Here is a 17,205-nt window from a genome sequence, read left to right as displayed (position 1 = left end):
ATCGGAGCCTATTTTTTAGGCTTCGCTTTTTCATAACTTATTTGACACTACCTTTTACTCTTCCTCACTTAAGTTCATCCACATGATGCTCCTGTACTTGGACCCCACGGTCCTCTCCTGCTGGAAGGGCTCCCCCTCCACTGTGGGGTACTGCTTAAGGAAGCTCCGTATCCTCTGTATATCTTCCTCAGAGAGCTCAAAGGAGAATATCCCCATATTGTCCTCCACGTGGCGGCTGTTCCTGACGCCGATGATGGCGGCTCCCACGCCCTCCTGACTCAGGATATACCGGGATGCCACCTGGGAGATGCCTACGCCGTATTTATCAGCGATGTCCTTCAGTATGAGGAGAAGCTGCTGATACCCGTCCCAGCCGAGGGAGTCCTCGATGACCTGCATGTATTTCACCTGGGACCTTGTCTCCGGCTCCTCCATCTTCTTCCCGATCCATCTCTCCGCCAGAAATCCGCCGGACAGGGTTCCGTAGCAGAGCATGGGGATGTGATGCTGCTTCAGGTAATCCAGATATCCTTTCTCCGGCCTTCTGTCGAACACAGAGTACTGGGTCTGGCTTGTGACCACAGGAATCCCCGCATCCACCAGCTCTGCCAGATGAGACGTGTCGAAATTGGTGACGCTGATGTTGCGGATCTTCCCCTTCTCTTTCAGCCTGCACAGATATCCGGCTGTCTCCACGCATCCCGGCACATCGTAATCCCACCAGTGGAACTGCACCATGTCCAGTACATCCCTGTTCAGCCTCTTAAGGCTCCTGTCAATGATCTTTTCCGTGTACTGGAAATCCACTTTGTCCAGCATATCCAGGTCCGGTACGTATTTCGTGTGTATCTGGATGTCTGCCGGGGAGACGCCGCTGCCGTTTTTCAGCTCCAGCACGAATTTCCCCAGGAACTCCTCCACCCCTGTGTAGATGTCGCCGCAGTCAAAGGTGGTAAATCCTCTCTCGGTCAGCATGTGGAAGGCCCGCATCACATCGCCAAAATCCAGATCATTCTTGATGGTGTGCCCCTCAGAGAGCTGCCAGCACCCGTTGATCACTCTGTTTATCTTATAGCCGTCTGTAAGTTCGATCTTCTCTGTCATAGTCTGTCTTCTCCTTTTTTGTGTCCTTTAATCTTCCCCTCTGTACAGAGGTTCCACTGTACACTCGCCGTGACTGAATTTTCTCTTCCCGATGCGGGTGATCTTAAATCTCGCCCCGCAGTTCGGGTCCGGACAGGCAATGACGCTGTCCGAGAGCATCCAGTCGTTCTGATCCAGCACCCGCTGCTTCGCAGGCAGCAGGGGGAGCAGCGCGCTCAGGGCGTACATGGAAAAGGAATTGTTTTCCGGAAAGACAAGATTTTCTCCTATCACCAGAAAATGATCTCCTTCCTTATGGCTGCACACCATGGGCTTCTCTGACCCGATCACTTCCACCTTCAGGTCATAGAGCATAAAGCTGTCATCCATTTTCTCACCTCCAGACTGTCTTCCTAGTGCACCCGGCTGACAGATTTTCTGCAACAGTGGAGCCCGAAGGACTTTCCTGTAATATAAAAAAACCCGTCCTTGAAAACACTTCAAGGACAGGTAAAAACCTGCGGTACCACCTTGTTTGACAAATCGTATATGATATGCCCACTCTGCCGGAATGCCATCACATCCCTGGCCCTCTAACGCTGGCCTTGCGTCTCGGCTACTGGGAAGCCGCCCGCAAAAACTGTTCAGATGCAGACCTCTTCTTTTCACTTCGCCCTCCGGGGCCCACTTACTGCCACTGACGTCTCTTCGGCTTCCACCATCCCGAATTCGCTGCAGACCGTTTGACAATACAACTTCCCCGTCTCCGGTTTATGGTAGTAAGTATAGCACCGGACATACTTGTCTGTCAATTTGTTTTTTTATCAATTGTTTTTTGAAATTGTTTTCTCAACTGCTCTTCATCAACTTCACCAGCCGGTCAGCCCCCAGCTCAAGCCCCCCGCTGTCCGTGACCAGCTTCTGTGCATTTTCCAAGTAATTGATCATCGCTTTCACCTCTTTCTGTGCTATAATTTTATATCATACGGAAAGAAGTTGTCAGTATCTTTTTGAAATAGTTAAAAAAGGCATCCATTTTCTCCCAGGAGGCGGTGTAAATGAAGGCAAAGAAAAAACGACTGCTGTTTCTTTTGGCCGTAGCCATCCTGCTGTTTCTGCTTATTTTCTGGTTAAACCCCACTGTATTTGCCAGGGACGGGCTGCTGACACGGCTGCCTGTGGACGACTATCTGGTCCAGTGGGACGCGGGCTCCACCAGGCGCCACGACGCCGACATTGACACTCTCTGGCTCTTCTGTATCAGCTCCGGGGATGTATCCGTTCAGAGAGAAGAAATGTATGAAGGATACGATGTGGAGGTAGAACAGGTCCTGCCATTTCTGTACAGGTGGAAGCGCTCATTCAATGACACCATTTTCCGGGTCACTGTGGGAGACCGGAAATACTATTTTACCATCGTCTCCACATGACAGAAAAAACTCTGTGCAGATGAAAGACAATGAATCTGCACAGAGTTTTTTCTAGCTGTTCCGGCCGTTCTGGCCGTCCCAGTTCCGCTCGTCCCGCTTCTTCACGCAGAAATATCTGACGAGAAAATACACCGCCAGATATGCTCCGGCCGCCAGAATGCTGTACATCCCTGCATGCTCCCACAGTGCGGCCACGCATAACACGGTTGCTGCGAGAGCGGCTGTCATCCCGCTGATCAGGACAGAGCGGTAAGGCGTAGTCTGCACGGTTGTCGGCTCTGTCACCCTCCTGCTCTCATAGACGGTCATGGCAATGCCCAAAACCGCAAGTACTGCGACCAGCACAAGCTCCATTACAGTCCGGCTGTCCATAAAGCATCCCCCTCCTTCACCTGCCGCCGGCTCTACGACGGCTCGATCCCTTCCACTTCAAATCTGGTAAGCCAAGGATATTCTATATAATTCACAGCTATTTCCTCCGAAGTCTTCACCCCTTCCGCTGGGTAATACACGTATCCCACCTCGCTCTTTCCTGCCACATAGCCCTTTGCTTCCATGGCTCCCTTATCCTCTCGGGTAAAACTTACCACGATCTCCTTGTACGGAGGCGCACATCAGCTGGTGTATTCCTCTACACTCAGCACCAGATCACTCCACCCCAGTTTTGCCATATATTCTTTGGCCTGTTCGTTTAATTGTATCATCCGGTCACCTGCCCCCTTTCTCATTTCTGCTGCTTTTATTGTAGTAAGACTGACGGTCCTTGTCAATCAACGACGCGGTAAACCGTGCCGGCAGATCAGGTAATCTTCCTTCCGATCCTGGTCTTCCTCATCAGCCAGACACACAGAAAGGAAACAGCGGCGATCCCCGCCACAAGCGATGGCACTGCGATCCAGGCAGACAGATCATAAGGTTCCATATGCTTTTTGTAATTGTCCAGAAAGAGGATGTGGATCAGGTAGATACCAAAAGAGCACCCGCAGAAAAGATCTATCACCTTTTTTGTCCTCTCCCCTAACCGGATCTTTCCCCTTCCAAGCCGCAGCATAAACAGGAAGAACATGGCAGACGCGAGCACGATCAGAGGCATGCCGTAGGTCAGTGCGCCCTCATAATGGTCCGCCTGGGCTACTGTTGCCCCCAGCGTAATGCCAAAGGCCGCCCCAAGACTTGCCAGACAGATCCCCATTGCCGCCGGCTGGCTGAGGCGGATACGGTCCTTGTATTTATAGAGATAGTATCCCGCGTACAGATAGTAGACATAGACCCTGTCCCCTATCAGAGGCGGATCGTAGTAAAATTCGCCATGCATCAGCCACAGGAGATAATTGGCGAGCACCGTTCCTGTTGTCACCACAAAAAAAGCCTTCTCCAGCTTCTCGCTGAAGTTCCTGCACATCACCTGCAGAAATGGCAGAACAAGATAGATGGGTATCATGGCATACAGATACCACAGGTGTGCTTCCACAGGCTCATAGAGAATGGTCCGCAGATCAAACTCCGATTTCATGTAAAAGGTATTCCACAGATAGTAGACAAGGCTCCACACCACAAGTACGGTAAAAAATCTGAGAAGTCTCTTCACATGCTTTTCAAGGGGCTCATCCCTCCCCATGAGAAGCGCCCCGGTGATCATAAAAAAGCAGGGCACGCTCACTCTCGCAGCGGTATCCACCACGAGAGAAAAAAGATATTCACTTTCAGGGATCTCCCCGTAGCCGCGGCAAAAATAATTGCTCACATGTATGGCGATCACCAGGACAAAGGATACCATACGTATCAGTTCCAGATTGTAATTTTTTTCTCTCATCAGGTTCCCTTTCTCTGACCAGGCCAAAAAGCCGCCCTTTTTCGCCTGACACTTGCCCAAAGCACGTGTGTCAGTCAAGAATTTTGCGCAGATCAATGGGCGGCTTGTGATAGGTGGCCGGCACGTTTTCATCGAACTGCTGAAGAAACCGGATGACCTGATTGGTCAGATAGGTGGGGGTGGAAGCTCCTGAGGAGACAGCCGCCTTTTTCTTTCCCTTCAGCAGCTCCACATCCAGGTCATCCAGGCTCTCGATCATGTGGACTTCCCTTTTCTCCCTTGCAATGGCAGCCAGCTTCTGCGTGTTGTTGGAGTGGGGATCGCCTACGATAAATACAATATCAATATCCTCATCCATATGTTTGATGGCCTCCTGCCTGATCTTGGTGGCCGTGCATGTCTCTTTCTCGACGATCACATGGGGAAGGGATGCCTCTGCATACTCACACAGATCCCGGACATCATAGAGGGACATGGTCGTCTGGTTTGTGATGACGTAAGACTTGCCCGGATCTATCGCCTGGAGATCCTCTTTACAGGTGATGAGATGAACCCGGTCGCTGTCAATCGAGACAGCCCCTTCGGCCTCCGGATGCCCGGCCTTCCCGAAGTACAGCACTTCCATCCCTTCCTTCAGCCTTGTCTTGATCACATTATGGGTCTTGATGACATCGAGACAGGACGCGTCAATGACATGGAGCCCTTTATCCCGCGCCTTTTTAAACACCTGGTCTCCGGCTCCGTGGGCTGTAATGATCACAGTCCCTTCCTGGATCTCATCTAAAAGTTCCAGACGGGTCTTGCCCGGATGATCGATGGTCTCGATTCCCATCTCTTTGAGGGCCTCGACAATATACTTATTATGGACGATCATGCCCAGGATCACGATGGGCTTTTTTTCATTCTGTGCCTTTTTGGCCATCTCTATGGCGCGGACCACGCCCTTACAGTATCCCCTCGGGGTTATCGCTTTGACCTGCATTTTTTCACCTCAATCTCTTTCCTGTCTGTTTTCTTCTTTTACGCCGCCGAATATATGGATCGCACCGTTCTTCTCCATATTGACAAATATCATCACTGCCATGGGCAGAAGGATCAGACCCGGCAGACCGGCCAGGCTGACTCCAGTGAACATGGCGATCAGGGTGAGCAGCGGATGAAGTCCGATCTGTTTGCCAACGATCCTGGGCTCCACAGAGTTCCTGACGACCGTGATGATGACATAGAGGATCAGGATCCCCGCAGCCAGAGGATAATTCCCGATCACCGCCAGGATCACGGCCCACGGGATCAGGACGCCGCCTGTTCCCAGAACCGGCAGAATATCAAATATTGCGATCAGAACGGCCACTAGCAGCGAGTGTGGGATCTGAAAGATCAGAAAACCTATGGTCAGCTCTGTAAACGTCAGAAGGAACAACAGGGAGTAGGACCGGATATAGACCCGGATCATATTGAGCCCGTATTGCTTGATATCCCTGCACAGGTTCTGCCATCTGTCCGGCAGAAGTCTCCAGAGTGCGGCCAGGATCCTGTCATAGTCCGAACAAATGTAAAAGGATGTGATGACTGTGAGCACAACACGTATCAGTACGGATGGAACTCCTGTAATAAATTCAGATACCATCTGCAGGAGAGTAACCGAGAGGCCGGACACCATCTGCCCGATGCTCTGCACCGCCTGCTGCAGACTGTTCTCGATCTGAGCCGACACGAAGGGATCCGCCTCCGAGAGGTTCTCCGCCACCCCCTCCAGCACATAGTTGAGAAGCGGCAGGATATCCCTGCGGTAAATATCCGGCACATCGATCACAAACTCCCGGATCACGGCAAACACCCTTCCCCCTCCCGAAAACGCAACGCCAAACACGGCCACATAGACAAGGACCAGCAGCAGCACGGAAAGTCTCCCCTTCGGAGCTCTCAGGCGCCGTGCTATCCACGCCGCCGGCCTCTGGATCAGGAAAGCCAGGACAAAAGCCACGAGAAAGGGCATCAGCACCGGAAGCAGGTACCTGGCCGCCAGAAGCAGCAGGATCACAAAAAAGCCATAATAGCCTATATTGATCAGGAACGCTCTTTTCTTTTCCATAATATTTGTCTCCACTCTCATCAGCATGAAAAAAGGACTTCCCCGCAGCCTGCGCTGCTCCGGGAAGTCCACTTTGATCTTTTCCTAGAATTTGCCGGCTTTCTTTGCTTCCTCAATAGAAACGGCAACTGCAACAGTCATACCTACCATCGGGTTGTTTCCTGCACCGATCAGCCCCATCATCTCTACGTGAGCCGGTACGGAAGAGGATCCTGCAAACTGAGCGTCAGAATGCATACGTCCCATTGTATCTGTCATACCGTAGGAAGCCGGTCCTGCAGCCATGTTGTCCGGGTGAAGTGTACGTCCTGTACCACCGCCAGATGCAACGGAGAAGTATTTCTTTCCTGCCTCTACGCACTCTTTTTTGTATGTTCCTGCAACCGGATGCTGGAAACGTGTCGGGTTTGTGGAGTTACCTGTGATGGAAACGTCAACGCCCTCTTTCCACATGATGGCAACACCCTCGCGCACGTCGTTTGCACCGTAGCAGTTTACTTTGGAGCGAAGTCCGTCAGAGTAAGCAATTCTCTGTACTTCTTTCAGCTCGCCTGTGAAGTAGTCGTACTCTGTCTGTACGTATGTGAAACCGTTGATCCTGGAAATGATCTTTGCAGCGTCTTTTCCAAGTCCGTTCAGGATAACACGGAGAGGTTTTTTGCGCACTTTGTTTGCTTTCTCAGCGATACCGATCGCACCCTCTGCTGCTGCGAAGGACTCATGTCCAGCCAGGAAGCAGAAGCAGTCTGTTGTCTCCTCAAGGAGCATCTTGCCAAGGTTACCATGTCCAAGACCTACTTTACGCTGGTCAGCAACGGATCCCGGAATACAGAAAGCCTGCAGGCCCTCTCCGATGGCTGCTGCGGCGTCTGCAGCTGTCTCACAGCCCTTCTTGATGGCGATAGCTGCACCTGTGATGTAAGCCCAGCATGCATTCTCGAAACAGATCGGCTGAATACCTTTGATCTGATTGTATACGTCCAGTCCGGCATCTTTTGTGATCTTCTCAGCTTCTTCCAGTGAAGCAATGCCGTAGCTGTTTAATACTTCATTGATTTTATCAATTCTTCTTTCATATGATTCAAATAAAGCCATTTATGTATCCTCCTGAATTATTACCTTTATTCTCTGCGACAACCTGCTATTACTCTTTGCGCGGATCGATGATCTTCACAGCGTCATCCACACGTCCGTACTGGCCTTTTGCCTTCTCCCAGGCATCGTTCGGTGTATCGCCGTTTTTGATAAAGTCTGTCAGTTTTCCAAGGTTTACGAACTGGTATCCGATGATCTCATCGTTCTCGTCAAGAGCGATACCTGTTACATATCCCTCTGCCATCTCAAGGTAACGGGGACCTTTGGCTAATGTACCATACATGGTTCCAACCTGTGAACGGAGTCCTTTTCCGAGGTCTTCCAGTCCTGCTCCGATAGCAAGGCCGTTCTCAGAGAACGCACTCTGTGTTCTTCCGTAAACGATCTGGAGGAAGAGCTCTCTCATGGCTGTGTTGATAGCATCACAGACAAGGTCTGTGTTCAGTGCCTCAAGAATTGTCTTTCCAGGCAGGATCTCGGAAGCCATAGCTGCGGAGTGAGTCATTCCGGAACATCCCAGTGTCTCAACAAGAGCCTCCTGGATTATACCGTCTTTTACATTCAGTGTCAGCTTGCATGCTCCCTGCTGAGGCGCACACCAGCCCACACCGTGTGTAAATCCGGAGATGTCTTTGATCTCTTTAGCCTGTACCCATTTTGCTTCTTCCGGGATCGGAGCCGGTCCGTGATTTGCACCCTGAGCTACCGGACACATCATTTCTACTTCATGTGAATAAATCATTTTAAAACTCCTTTCGATATGCGTACATGCCCTTGGCTGCATGTACGGATTATTTGCAGGGTCGTTATATATTTAACCCATACCTAAAATCATTTTCTCATAATTTTCGACATTCGTCAATCTGGTTTCAGCAATTTTTCTACTGGTCCAGCTTTATGCCTGCGAGGGCATCCGCAAATGCCGTGTTGACAGGTTCGTCCTTCTGCCTGTCCAGATATTTCCGAACATCCCGCTTGCTGACGCCTGCCCCCTCTTTCTTTCTGCGCTCTTTGAAGGCGGACAGCTTCTCCTTGTATCCGCAGGAGCAGACAAAGACCTGCCCGTCTCCCTGCCCTTTGAGCATCATCTTCTTGTGGCAGTTTGGACACCGTGCGTTGGAGGTGCGGGCAATGGTCTCCCGGTGGCCGCACTCTCTGTCCTGACACACCAGCATCTCCGCGTTCTTTCCCTTCACCTTCAGCATCCGCTTGCCGCAGACCGGGCATTTGGTGTTGGTCAGATTGTCGTGGCGGAAGGTTCCTGTGCCGGTGCGGATCTCCTCTGTGACTGCCCCGGCGTAATCCCGGATATCGTGCATAAAGGCAGTCCGCTTCAGCTTTCCTTCCGCAATACGGGAGAGCTTCATCTCCCAGTCAGCTGTGAGCTCCGGCTTTTTCAGGTCCGCAGGAACCAGCTCTAAAAGCTGTTTTGCCTTGGAGGTGAGATAGATCTCATTTCCCCGCTTCTCAAGGAGGAAACTGCCGAACAGCTTGTCCATGATGTCCGCCCTTGTAGCCACAGTCCCCAGGCCGCCGGTCTCTCCCAGCGTCTTTGCCGCCTTTTTGTCATGGCTTTCCATGTAGGCTGCCGGGTTCTCCATCGCCGCCAGAAGGGTGCCCTCATTAAATCTGGCAGGGGGCTTTGTCCGGCCCTCGGTGACAGTAAGGTGAAGGCCGCTGATCCGGCTTCCCTTCTCCAGCTTCGGAAGTGCCTGGCTTCTTACATCCTCCTCGTCATCTTCCTCTTCCTCCTGGTCAGAGTCATAGACTTCCCGCCATCCTTCTTTCAGCATATGTTTTCCTTTGGCAGTGAAGTCTTCTCTCCCGACAGAGGCAGTAAGCTGAATCTCCTCATACTCTGCCGGGGGATAGAGGACAGCCAGGAATCTTCTTACCACCAGATCGTAGATCTTTCTCTCTTCGTTTGTCATGTGGGTCAGCTCCACATACTGCTCTGTGGGAATAATAGCGTGGTGGTCGGACACCTTTTTATCATTCACAAAGGAGGCCTTTGGACTCACCTGGACACGCATCACCTTTGCGGCCAGCTTCCGGTAGGGACCTACAGCGCAGGCGCCGATCCTGTCTTTTATGGTAGGCACAATATCGCTGCTGATATATCGGGAGTCTGTCCTGGGATAGGTCAGCACCTTGTGGTTCTCATAGAGCCGCTGCATGATGTTCAGTGTCTCCTTGGGGGAGAAGCCAAACTTTTTGTAGGCGTCCTTCTGGAGTTCTGTCAGATCATAGAGAAGAGGCGCGTATGTCTTTTTCCTGGACGCTTTCACTTCCCGGATCACTGCCTCCTCCCCTTCCAGTTCCTTTTTCAGGTTCTGGATCTTTCCTCTATCAAAGGTTCTTGTGCTCCCCGACTTCCCATCTTTCCACACAAGAGTGAGTCCCTTTGCGGCCGCCCGCATGCCATAGTATGTCTGGGGGACAAAGCTGCGGATCTGCTCCTCTCTTTTTGCCACAATGGCCAGGGTGGGGGTCTGGACCCTGCCGCAGGAGAGCTGGGCGTTATACTTGCAGGTCAGCGCCCGCGTGGCGTTGATCCCCACAAGCCAGTCCGCCTCCGCACGGCACAGAGCAGCGTCGTAGAGCGGGTCATAGTCATGGCCGTTCCGCAGATGGGCAAATCCTTCCCGGATAGCCTTGTCTGTGACGGAGGAGATCCAGAGTCTCTTGATGGGCTTTTTGCTGCCCGCCTTGGCAAGGATCAGCCTGGCTACCAGCTCGCCCTCCCGGCCAGCGTCTGTGGCGATGATGATCTCCCCCACATCCTTCCTGTGGATCTGGGCTTTGACGGCCTGATACTGTTTCTGGCTCTGGCGGATCACTTCCAGCTTAAATTCCTTGGGCATCAGGGGAAGATCATCCAGCTTCCAGGCCTTATACTTGGGATCATAGTCCTCCGGGTCTGCCAGGGTTACAAGATGCCCAAGCCCCCAGGTGACGATGTACTGTCCGCCCTCAATGGCTCCGGAAATATTTTTCCCGCACTTTAACACTCTGGCGATATCTCTTGCCACCGACGGCTTTTCTGCGATAACCAATGCTTTCATTTACAAATCTTCTCCTATATTTTCAGAAACTCTATTCTACCGGACCAGTGTCCAGAAACTGCTGTCTGAGGCAAAGGCTGCTATCTCATCAAATTCAAAGGGGGCTGTCACCCAGGCATAGCCTCTGTCATCCTGGCTGTACGCCGGATAGCGGAAGGACAGGCCGATCTCCAGGCCTTCTGCATCCACGAAAAATTCCGGCTCGTAGACGCCGTCTTTCGTATCTCCGCCCAGGACAGCCTTCATGTCTTCTGTGTTCAGTTCGGACAGAAGCGTATCGTCATCTGCCTCGTCCCGCATGCCTTCTGCCCACGCAGAGACAAAATGGTCGTCCAGGCTGACAATATCTTTCACCTCGTAGAGAGTCCCGTCCTGCAGGTTGATATTGACACAGCGCAGAGCCACGTGATAATCACTCTCGCTTCCCTCGTAGCTGTAATCCTGGAACACAACACTTAAAAGGGACTGACTCTGATAGGTCACTTTATATTCCACAAAGCTGGCCAGCACCGGGTACTCCTCCCCCAGCACCTTCTCCTTCATCTCGTCGGAAGGGTCCAGGTAAAGCTTGTCCACAGAAGCCAGGGCGCAGTCCTGAAGCGCAGCGTTCACGCTCTCCTGCACAGCTGCATCCAGGCCGTCCACCTGGGGATAATAGACCTCGAACTGGATCGTCGTACTGCTGGTGTTATCCGCCGTGTAGGTATAATTGTCCTCTGTCACCTCATAACCGCAGTCCTCATCCACATACTCCGGAATGGCGTCTATGCCTGACTCTTCCTGAGGTTCGCTGTCATCCTGCCCATAATCCCCGTAGAATTCATCATACCAGTCCTCGATAGAGGAGCCGTCCTCTCCCCACTGGCCGCCGTCCTCCAGGTATCCGTCCACGCCGTTCTCGGCTGCGTAGTCCAGTTCCCTGGTAATGGCAGCGCCTACCACAAAGGTCAGCACAAGACACAGAGCTCCCACCGCACCGGCGATATACATGCCTTTTCCCCTCTTCTTTCTGATAGGGACAGATGCAGCCCACATCTCCATAGGAATAAAGCGCATCCCGCCTGCATTCTGCTCCGGCGCCGTGTCATGCATCCCCATGTGCCGGTAGGCATCCACCGCTCCCGGAGAGGCGTTGACAGTAAATTTCTGCACGCCGTACACCTGGACTGCGAAAGAACACATCTCCATCAAAAGGGCTTTCCCAATCCCTCTGTGCTGGTATTCCCGCCTCACAAAGAGAAGGGCGATATGTCCTGTGGGCAGAATTCCCCCTGCTCCCAGCATCTGTGGCCCCTCAAAGGCGCCGAAGAGAGCCAGCCCTTCTGCCTGCATCTTTTTCTCTATGTTTGGATATCTGATGAAATCCTGAAAAGAAGCCACACCCTCTGCTGTATACAGAGGCGCCACATCCTGTGCAAACACTTCCCACACAAGATGGAGCGCATCCAGTACCTCCTGTCCTTCCAGTCTGCGTATGATCATAGGATCTTCCTCCTTCTTCTATCGTATCTCTGCCTGTGTCTGATCCCGGAGAAGCTCTTCCCGCAGCAGGGTCAGTGCCCTGACGACAGCGTAGTCGCGGTTCTTGCTGCGGTTTCCGGTAAAGTGGAATTCTTCCACCCGGATCCTTCCCTGCACACAGCACCCAATGTACACAAGACCCACCGGCTTCTCCGGCGTTCCTCCGTCCGGCCCTGCAATGCCGGTGACAGCCAGGGCCGCGTCTGCCCCTGCCTGGCGTGCTGCGCCCCTGGCCATCTGTTCCGCCGTCTCCGGGCTCACCGCCCCAACGGTCTCCAGCGTCTGGTGCTCTACGCCTAGGAGCTTTTCTTTTGCTTCATTAGAGTAGGTGATATACCCCTCCCTGTAAACGCTGGAAGCGCCGGGGACATTCATGATCCTTCCGGCCAGCAGTCCCCCTGTGCAGGACTCGGCCGTAGTAACTGTCATCTGTCTCTCCCGAAGCATGTCCACAACTGCCTCTTCCAGAGTCACTTCCTCGTCCATAGTATAGATGTAATCCCCAAACCGCTTCTTAAGCTCCTGAAGCATGGGCTCCATGAGCCTGCAGGCTGTCTCCTCGTCAGCTGCCTTGGCAGTCACCCGGAAATGCACCTCACCTGTCTTGGCATAGGGCGCAAGAGTGGGGTTGCTCTGGGCATCCATCAGATCTGCCACCATAGTCTCTGCCTGGCTCTCGCCGATGGAACAGATCTTCACCATTTTTGAGTAGATGCCCTCCGGCTGCAGTTTATTCAGATAGGGCGCTATGTCCCGCTCAAACATGGGCCGGATCTCATTGGGAGGTCCCGGCAGCAGGATGGCTGTCTTCCTATTTTCCTTATCCTCCAGGATGATGCCCGGCGCTGTGCCGTTGTAGTTGTCCACCACAATGGCTCCCTCCGGGACAAGGGCCTGCTTCCAGTTGTTGGCCGTGATCTCCCGGCCCTGGGCTCTCCTCCTGTCAAAGTAAGCCTGGATCCGCTCTTTGGAGTGGGCATCCTCATAGAGCTCTCTCCCGAACACTTTTGCCGTCACTTCTTTTGTCAGGTCATCCTTGGTGGGTCCAAGGCCGCCGCTCAGGATCACAATGTCGGATCTGGAGAGGGCCAGCCGGATGGCGTCCTCCAGACGCTCCTCATTGTCTCCCACCGCGCTCTGGTGGTAGCAGGAGAGCCCCAGAAGGGCGATCTTCTCCGCCAGATAGGCGGCGTTTGTATTTACAATATTTCCAAGAAGTATCTCCGTACCGACTGATATCAGCTCAACGGTCATCCTACATTCCTCCCTTTGTCAGCACTTCCACGTTTTTCGCAATATAATCAATCAGAGAGATCACTGTCAGGATCAGCGCGATCCAGATCAGCACAGTGCCGATGGTGTCAAACACACCACCCAGATCAGCGATCAGCACGATCACCATGAGCATCTGGGACACGGTCTTGAATTTCCCCCAGTAGCTGGCCGCGATGACAATGCCGCTGTCAGCTGCCACAAGGCGGAAACCGCTGATGATGAATTCCCTGGCAATGATGACGATCACAACCCAGGCCGGAAGCTGTCCGGAGGGGATCAGGCAGATCATGGCAGAGCACACAAGGAGTTTATCTGCCAGAGGATCCATGAATTTCCCGAAGTTTGTCACCAGGTTCCTGGCTCTGGCAATCTTTCCGTCCAGCATGTCCGTGAGACTGGCAGCGCAGAAGATCACAAGAGCGATCCATTTGCTTGCATCCCCGGCGAAATCCGTCAGCATGAAAAATACAAAAAATGGTACCATGATTACCCGCAGTACGGTCAGTTTGTTTGGCAAATTCATCTTACATCAACTCTCCTATCAAATCGTATTCTGCTGCCCCTGTGACTTTCACCCTGGCAAAATCGCCGGACATCAGTTCCTCATCTGTATTTACAAAGATCAGCCCATCCACGTTCGGCGCATCCTTGTAGGTTCTGCCCACGTAGGCGTTCTCATCGGCCACTTTTCCCTCGATCATAACCAGCACTTCCCGGCCGATCATGTCTTCTGCCAGGTCAAAGGCGATCTCCTGCTGAAGCTCCATCAGCTCTGCCTGCCGGTCTTCTTTTACTTCCTCCGGGATCTGGTCTTCCATCTGGGCTGCCGGGGTCCCCTCCTCCGGTGAGTAGGTAAAGACGCCAAGGCGGTCAAATTCCATCTGATCCACAAAGTCCATCAGCTCTTCATGCTGTTCCTTTGTCTCCCCGGGGAATCCAGTGATGAGGGTGGTGCGGATGGCAATGTCCGGGATCTCTCTTCTCAGCTTCCCGATGATCTCCTCCAGGTCCTCCCTTGAAGTGCGCCGTCCCATCCTGCGCAGAATCTCTGTGCTGGCATGCTGGATGGGAAGATCCAGATAGTGGCAGATCTTGGGCTCCTCCTTCATGACCTGGATGAGGGAATCGTCGATCTCCTCCGGGTAGCAGTAGAGGATCCGGATCCACCGGATGCCATCGATTTTGCACAGCTCCCGCAAAAGCCGGTGCAAGGATTTCTCCCCGTATAGGTCAGTCCCGTAGATAGTGGTCTCCTGGGCCACCAGGATCAGCTCCTTCACGCCGTCTTCCGCCAGGTCCCTGGCCTCCTTCACAAGCCGCTCCATGGGAACGCTGCGGTAGTTGCCCCGGATCTTCGGTATGATACAGTAGGTGCAGTGCTTGTCGCAGCCCTCCGCGATCTTCAGGTAGGCAAAATGTCCGCCTGTGGTCACAAGCCGCTTGGTATCAGGCAGGGGCAGGGCGTCGATGTCCTCGATCCGGACGCCGCTTTTTCCCTCCAGTGCCTCCTGTATGGCATCCACGATCTTGTCGTAGGATGTGGTGCCCAGCACTTCGTCCACTTCCGGTATTTCCTCCAGGATCTCTTCCTGGTATCTCTGGGCCAGACAACCGGTGACAATAAGCGCCTTCAGAGTGCCTGTCTTTTTGTATTCTGCCATCTCCAGGATGGTCTGGATGCTCTCCTCCTTGGCATCATGGATGAAACAGCAGGTGTTGATGACGATCACATCAGCCTGGGTCTCATCGTCCGTCATCTGGTAGCCCTTGTCTGCCAGCAGGCCGATCATAACCTCTGAGTCCACCAGATTTTTATCACAGCCCAGTGAAATAAAAAGCACATTCATAGCTTTTTCTCCTTTCAGTCAGAAAGGCAGATACCTTGTAAAAGCATCTGCCTTATCGTTTTCGTCTGCTTATTCTTCAGAGTCCTCTGCAATGATCGTGATCTTGCCGCTGTTCAGTTCATCGATAGCGATGGAAAGGGGCTTCTCGCCGTCCTTGGTCTTTACCAGAGGCACATCGCCGTCGATCAGCTGTCTGGCTCTCTTTGCTGTTGCCATGACGATGGAATAACGGCTGTTGACAACCTTTGTCTCGCCCTCCTCCACGTCTTTGTTCACTACTTTCATCAGATCCGTGTATGATGGATGCAGCATATTCTTATTCTCCTTTCAACTCTTCTTTCATATGATCAATAAATGCCTGATTGCGCGTACTCTTCTCGTGCTCCGCCAGGATCACCCCGTGGACTGCCTCCACGCACTCTTCCAGCCGGTCTCTCTCATTGAGGATAATGTAGTCGTAGGACTCCATGAAGCGGGCTTCCTTTGCCGCTGTCTTCATCCTCTCCTCCACCACTTCGGGACTTTCTGTTCCTCTGTCTGTCAGCCTTCTTTTCAGCTCACCTGCGGTGGGAGGCGTGATAAAGATGAGGGGCGTGTCGGGAAATTTCTCCTTCACCTTCAGAGCGCCCTGGACCTCGATCTCCAGGATCACATCTTTTCCCTCTGCGAGCTGCTCCTGCACGTACGCTTTGGGCGTGCCATAGTAATTATTCACGTACATAGCATACTCTATCAGTTTGTCTTTCGCAATCATTTTTTCAAATTCTTCCCGCGTTTTGAAAAAATATTCCCTGCCGTTCTCCTCTCCCTCTCTGGGTCCTCTTGTGGTTGCTGAGATGGAGAGCGCATAATTGTCATACTTCTCAAGAAGCCTTCTAAGCACAGTCCCTTTCCCTGCTCCGGAGAAACCGGACAGGACGGTGAGAATTCCTTTTTGCTTGCTCATGTTCATGTCCCCGCTTTTCTATTCTATGTTCTGTATCTGTTCTCTGACCTTCTCGATCTCTGTCTTCAGGTCAATGCCTCTGTTGGAGACTTCCAGGTCGTTTGCCTTGGACAGGATGGTATTTGCCTCCCTGTTCATCTCCTGAGCGATAAAATCCAGTTTTCTTCCTATACCCGCCTCATCGGAGAGAAGCACGTCCTTCATATGGCTGATGTGGCTCTTCAGCCGGACCACTTCCTCGTCAGTACAGATCTTGTCAGCAAAGATCACGACTTCTGCAGCGATGCGGCTGTCGTCGATCTGGGTGTCCTGAAGGAGCTCCTTCACCTTCTCCTCCAGCTTTTCTCTGTACTCGGCAATGATCTGCGGAGACCTGACTTCGATAAAGTCCACCAGCTCCATCATGCCGTCCAGCTTGTCAATGATGTCTCTGCGGAGGTTCTCCCCCTCAAGGGTCCGAGTCTCCACGAACTGGGCAATGGCCCCCTCTATAGCTTTTTTCAGGCAGTTCCATATCTCCTCTTCATCCAGGGCCTGCTCCTCCATAGTGAGGACCTCCGGATACCGGGACAGCGTGGACACACGGACATCATTGTCCAGACCGAACTGTTCCTCCATCTCCCTGAGCCTTTCCATATACTCCTTTGCCAGAGACGCATTGTATTTCAGCACTGCCTGCCCCTCAGACAGATCCTCGTAGGTAATAAAAATATCCACCTTGCCTCTGGAGACAGACTGCTTTAAAAGACTGCGGATAGATGTCTCAAAAAAATTCAGCTTCTTGGGCATGCGGATGTTGACATCCAGGTAGCGGTGGTTGACACCCTTCATCTCCACCGTAAATTTCCGCTCTCCGTCAGCAAATTCACACCGCCCGAAGCCTGTCATACTCTTTATCATTTTGGCAACCTCTTTTTCGCTTTTTGATACTGCATTATTATAATTCATTTCCACTCCTCCGTCAACTTTGCAAACTCCCCTTTCTGTGGTATACTGTGAACACTTGGCGAGGTCCCGCACGAGCCTAGTGTGAACGCA

General features: G+C 52.5%; 18 protein-coding genes. 1 reads left to right on the top strand and 17 read right to left on the bottom strand.

Annotated elements, in window-relative coordinates; genetic code table 11:
* Positions 1-54 precede the first annotated feature (54 nt).
* Positions 55-1,104: an aldo/keto reductase gene (locus tag Q5911_RS11450; RefSeq protein ID WP_303182884.1), complete on the bottom strand. Its 1,050-nt coding sequence runs from the start codon at positions 1,102-1,104 to the stop codon at positions 55-57.
* A 27-nt stretch (positions 1,105-1,131) separates the two neighbouring features.
* The gene (locus Q5911_RS11445) at positions 1,132-1,473 is read right to left on the bottom strand and encodes a TIGR04076 family protein (RefSeq protein ID WP_087172952.1); all 342 of its coding nucleotides are present in this window, start codon (positions 1,471-1,473) and stop codon (positions 1,132-1,134) included.
* Positions 1,474-2,141: 668 nt separating this feature from the next.
* On the opposite strand from Q5911_RS11445, the gene Q5911_RS11440 reads away from it, so the two are divergent.
* Positions 2,142-2,513, top strand: a complete 372-nt coding sequence (locus Q5911_RS11440) for a hypothetical protein (RefSeq protein WP_303182880.1) — start codon at positions 2,142-2,144, stop codon at positions 2,511-2,513.
* A gap of 51 nt (positions 2,514-2,564) precedes the next feature.
* Here Q5911_RS11440 and Q5911_RS11435 read toward each other — a convergent pair whose 3' ends face one another.
* From Q5911_RS11435 to Q5911_RS11365, 15 genes are all read right to left on the bottom strand, one after another.
* On the bottom strand, positions 2,565-2,885 hold the full coding sequence (locus Q5911_RS11435) for a hypothetical protein (protein WP_303182878.1): 321 nt from the start codon (positions 2,883-2,885) through the stop codon (positions 2,565-2,567).
* A gap of 32 nt (positions 2,886-2,917) precedes the next feature.
* Positions 2,918-3,103 (bottom strand): hypothetical protein, encoded by a 186-nt coding sequence (locus Q5911_RS11430; protein WP_157888405.1) that lies wholly within the window; start codon positions 3,101-3,103, stop codon positions 2,918-2,920.
* 209 nt (positions 3,104-3,312) lie between these two features.
* A complete protein-coding gene (locus Q5911_RS11425; protein WP_303182876.1) occupies positions 3,313-4,326 on the bottom strand; it encodes an acyltransferase in 1,014 nt (337 codons plus the stop codon).
* 70 nt (positions 4,327-4,396) lie between these two features.
* Positions 4,397-5,308, bottom strand: coding sequence for a 4-hydroxy-3-methylbut-2-enyl diphosphate reductase (locus Q5911_RS11420; protein ID WP_303182874.1), 912 nt, complete (start codon positions 5,306-5,308; stop codon positions 4,397-4,399).
* Between the two features lie 9 nt (positions 5,309-5,317).
* Positions 5,318-6,418: a sporulation integral membrane protein YtvI gene (gene ytvI, locus Q5911_RS11415; RefSeq protein ID WP_226393959.1), complete on the bottom strand. Its 1,101-nt coding sequence runs from the start codon at positions 6,416-6,418 to the stop codon at positions 5,318-5,320.
* An 84-nt stretch (positions 6,419-6,502) separates the two neighbouring features.
* The gene (locus tag Q5911_RS11410; protein ID WP_033125473.1) at positions 6,503-7,513 is read right to left on the bottom strand and encodes a GGGtGRT protein; all 1,011 of its coding nucleotides are present in this window, start codon (positions 7,511-7,513) and stop codon (positions 6,503-6,505) included.
* Between the two features lie 49 nt (positions 7,514-7,562).
* Entirely contained in the window at positions 7,563-8,255 is a 693-nt protein-coding gene (locus tag Q5911_RS11405; RefSeq protein ID WP_033125472.1) for an iron-sulfur cluster assembly scaffold protein, read from the bottom strand.
* A gap of 139 nt (positions 8,256-8,394) precedes the next feature.
* Positions 8,395-10,578 (bottom strand): DNA topoisomerase III, encoded by a 2,184-nt coding sequence (locus tag Q5911_RS11400; protein ID WP_303182871.1) that lies wholly within the window; start codon positions 10,576-10,578, stop codon positions 8,395-8,397.
* Between the two features lie 36 nt (positions 10,579-10,614).
* Complete coding sequence (locus Q5911_RS11395) at positions 10,615-12,060, bottom strand: GNAT family N-acetyltransferase (RefSeq protein WP_303182869.1); 1,446 nt, start codon at positions 12,058-12,060, stop codon at positions 10,615-10,617.
* An 18-nt stretch (positions 12,061-12,078) separates the two neighbouring features.
* Positions 12,079-13,353, bottom strand: coding sequence for a competence/damage-inducible protein A (locus tag Q5911_RS11390; RefSeq protein ID WP_303182867.1), 1,275 nt, complete (start codon positions 13,351-13,353; stop codon positions 12,079-12,081).
* A 1-nt stretch (position 13,354) separates the two neighbouring features.
* Complete coding sequence (pgsA, locus tag Q5911_RS11385; protein WP_076777542.1) at positions 13,355-13,897, bottom strand: CDP-diacylglycerol--glycerol-3-phosphate 3-phosphatidyltransferase; 543 nt, start codon at positions 13,895-13,897, stop codon at positions 13,355-13,357.
* A 1-nt stretch (position 13,898) separates the two neighbouring features.
* The gene (gene rimO, locus Q5911_RS11380) at positions 13,899-15,221 is read right to left on the bottom strand and encodes a 30S ribosomal protein S12 methylthiotransferase RimO (protein ID WP_076777543.1); all 1,323 of its coding nucleotides are present in this window, start codon (positions 15,219-15,221) and stop codon (positions 13,899-13,901) included.
* Between the two features lie 69 nt (positions 15,222-15,290).
* Positions 15,291-15,533: a DNA-directed RNA polymerase subunit omega gene (rpoZ, locus tag Q5911_RS11375; RefSeq protein WP_033125466.1), complete on the bottom strand. Its 243-nt coding sequence runs from the start codon at positions 15,531-15,533 to the stop codon at positions 15,291-15,293.
* 4 nt (positions 15,534-15,537) lie between these two features.
* Entirely contained in the window at positions 15,538-16,167 is a 630-nt protein-coding gene (gmk, locus tag Q5911_RS11370; RefSeq protein ID WP_303182862.1) for a guanylate kinase, read from the bottom strand.
* Positions 16,168-16,185: 18 nt separating this feature from the next.
* Positions 16,186-17,067, bottom strand: a complete 882-nt coding sequence (locus Q5911_RS11365; RefSeq protein WP_281725969.1) for a YicC/YloC family endoribonuclease — start codon at positions 17,065-17,067, stop codon at positions 16,186-16,188.
* Positions 17,068-17,205 lie beyond the last annotated feature (138 nt).

This window comes from Lachnoclostridium phocaeense (assembly GCF_959599685.1).
Classification (GTDB): domain Bacteria; phylum Bacillota; class Clostridia; order Lachnospirales; family Lachnospiraceae; genus Claveliimonas; species Claveliimonas monacensis.
The sequence above is the reverse complement of the archived record's forward strand: the minus strand, read 5'-3'. Positions and strand labels throughout refer to the sequence as shown.

Bases quoted from the DNA above. Each gene is read 5' to 3' on its own strand.
- Q5911_RS11425 (WP_303182876.1), bottom strand. From the start codon at position 4,326: ATGAGAGAAAAAAATTACAATCTGGAACTGATACGTATGGTATCCTTT.
- Q5911_RS11435 (WP_303182878.1), bottom strand. From the start codon at position 2,885: ATGGACAGCCGGACTGTAATGGAGCTTGTGCTGGTCGCAGTACTTGCG.
- Q5911_RS11410 (WP_033125473.1), bottom strand. From the start codon at position 7,513: ATGGCTTTATTTGAATCATATGAAAGAAGAATTGATAAAATCAATGAA.
- ytvI (WP_226393959.1), bottom strand. From the start codon at position 6,418: ATGGAAAAGAAAAGAGCGTTCCTGATCAATATAGGCTATTATGGCTTT.
- Q5911_RS11440 (WP_303182880.1), top strand. From the start codon at position 2,142: ATGAAGGCAAAGAAAAAACGACTGCTGTTTCTTTTGGCCGTAGCCATC.
- Q5911_RS11450 (WP_303182884.1), bottom strand. From the start codon at position 1,104: ATGACAGAGAAGATCGAACTTACAGACGGCTATAAGATAAACAGAGTG.
- Q5911_RS11420 (WP_303182874.1), bottom strand. From the start codon at position 5,308: ATGCAGGTCAAAGCGATAACCCCGAGGGGATACTGTAAGGGCGTGGTC.
- rpoZ (WP_033125466.1), bottom strand. From the start codon at position 15,533: ATGCTGCATCCATCATACACGGATCTGATGAAAGTAGTGAACAAAGAC.
- Q5911_RS11400 (WP_303182871.1), bottom strand. From the start codon at position 10,578: ATGAAAGCATTGGTTATCGCAGAAAAGCCGTCGGTGGCAAGAGATATC.
- Q5911_RS11395 (WP_303182869.1), bottom strand. From the start codon at position 12,060: ATGATCATACGCAGACTGGAAGGACAGGAGGTACTGGATGCGCTCCAT.
- pgsA (WP_076777542.1), bottom strand. From the start codon at position 13,897: ATGAATTTGCCAAACAAACTGACCGTACTGCGGGTAATCATGGTACCA.
- gmk (WP_303182862.1), bottom strand. From the start codon at position 16,167: ATGAGCAAGCAAAAAGGAATTCTCACCGTCCTGTCCGGTTTCTCCGGA.
- Q5911_RS11390 (WP_303182867.1), bottom strand. From the start codon at position 13,353: ATGACCGTTGAGCTGATATCAGTCGGTACGGAGATACTTCTTGGAAAT.
- Q5911_RS11405 (WP_033125472.1), bottom strand. From the start codon at position 8,255: ATGATTTATTCACATGAAGTAGAAATGATGTGTCCGGTAGCTCAGGGT.
- Q5911_RS11445 (WP_087172952.1), bottom strand. From the start codon at position 1,473: ATGGATGACAGCTTTATGCTCTATGACCTGAAGGTGGAAGTGATCGGG.
- rimO (WP_076777543.1), bottom strand. From the start codon at position 15,221: ATGAATGTGCTTTTTATTTCACTGGGCTGTGATAAAAATCTGGTGGAC.
- Q5911_RS11365 (WP_281725969.1), bottom strand. From the start codon at position 17,067: ATGATAAAGAGTATGACAGGCTTCGGGCGGTGTGAATTTGCTGACGGA.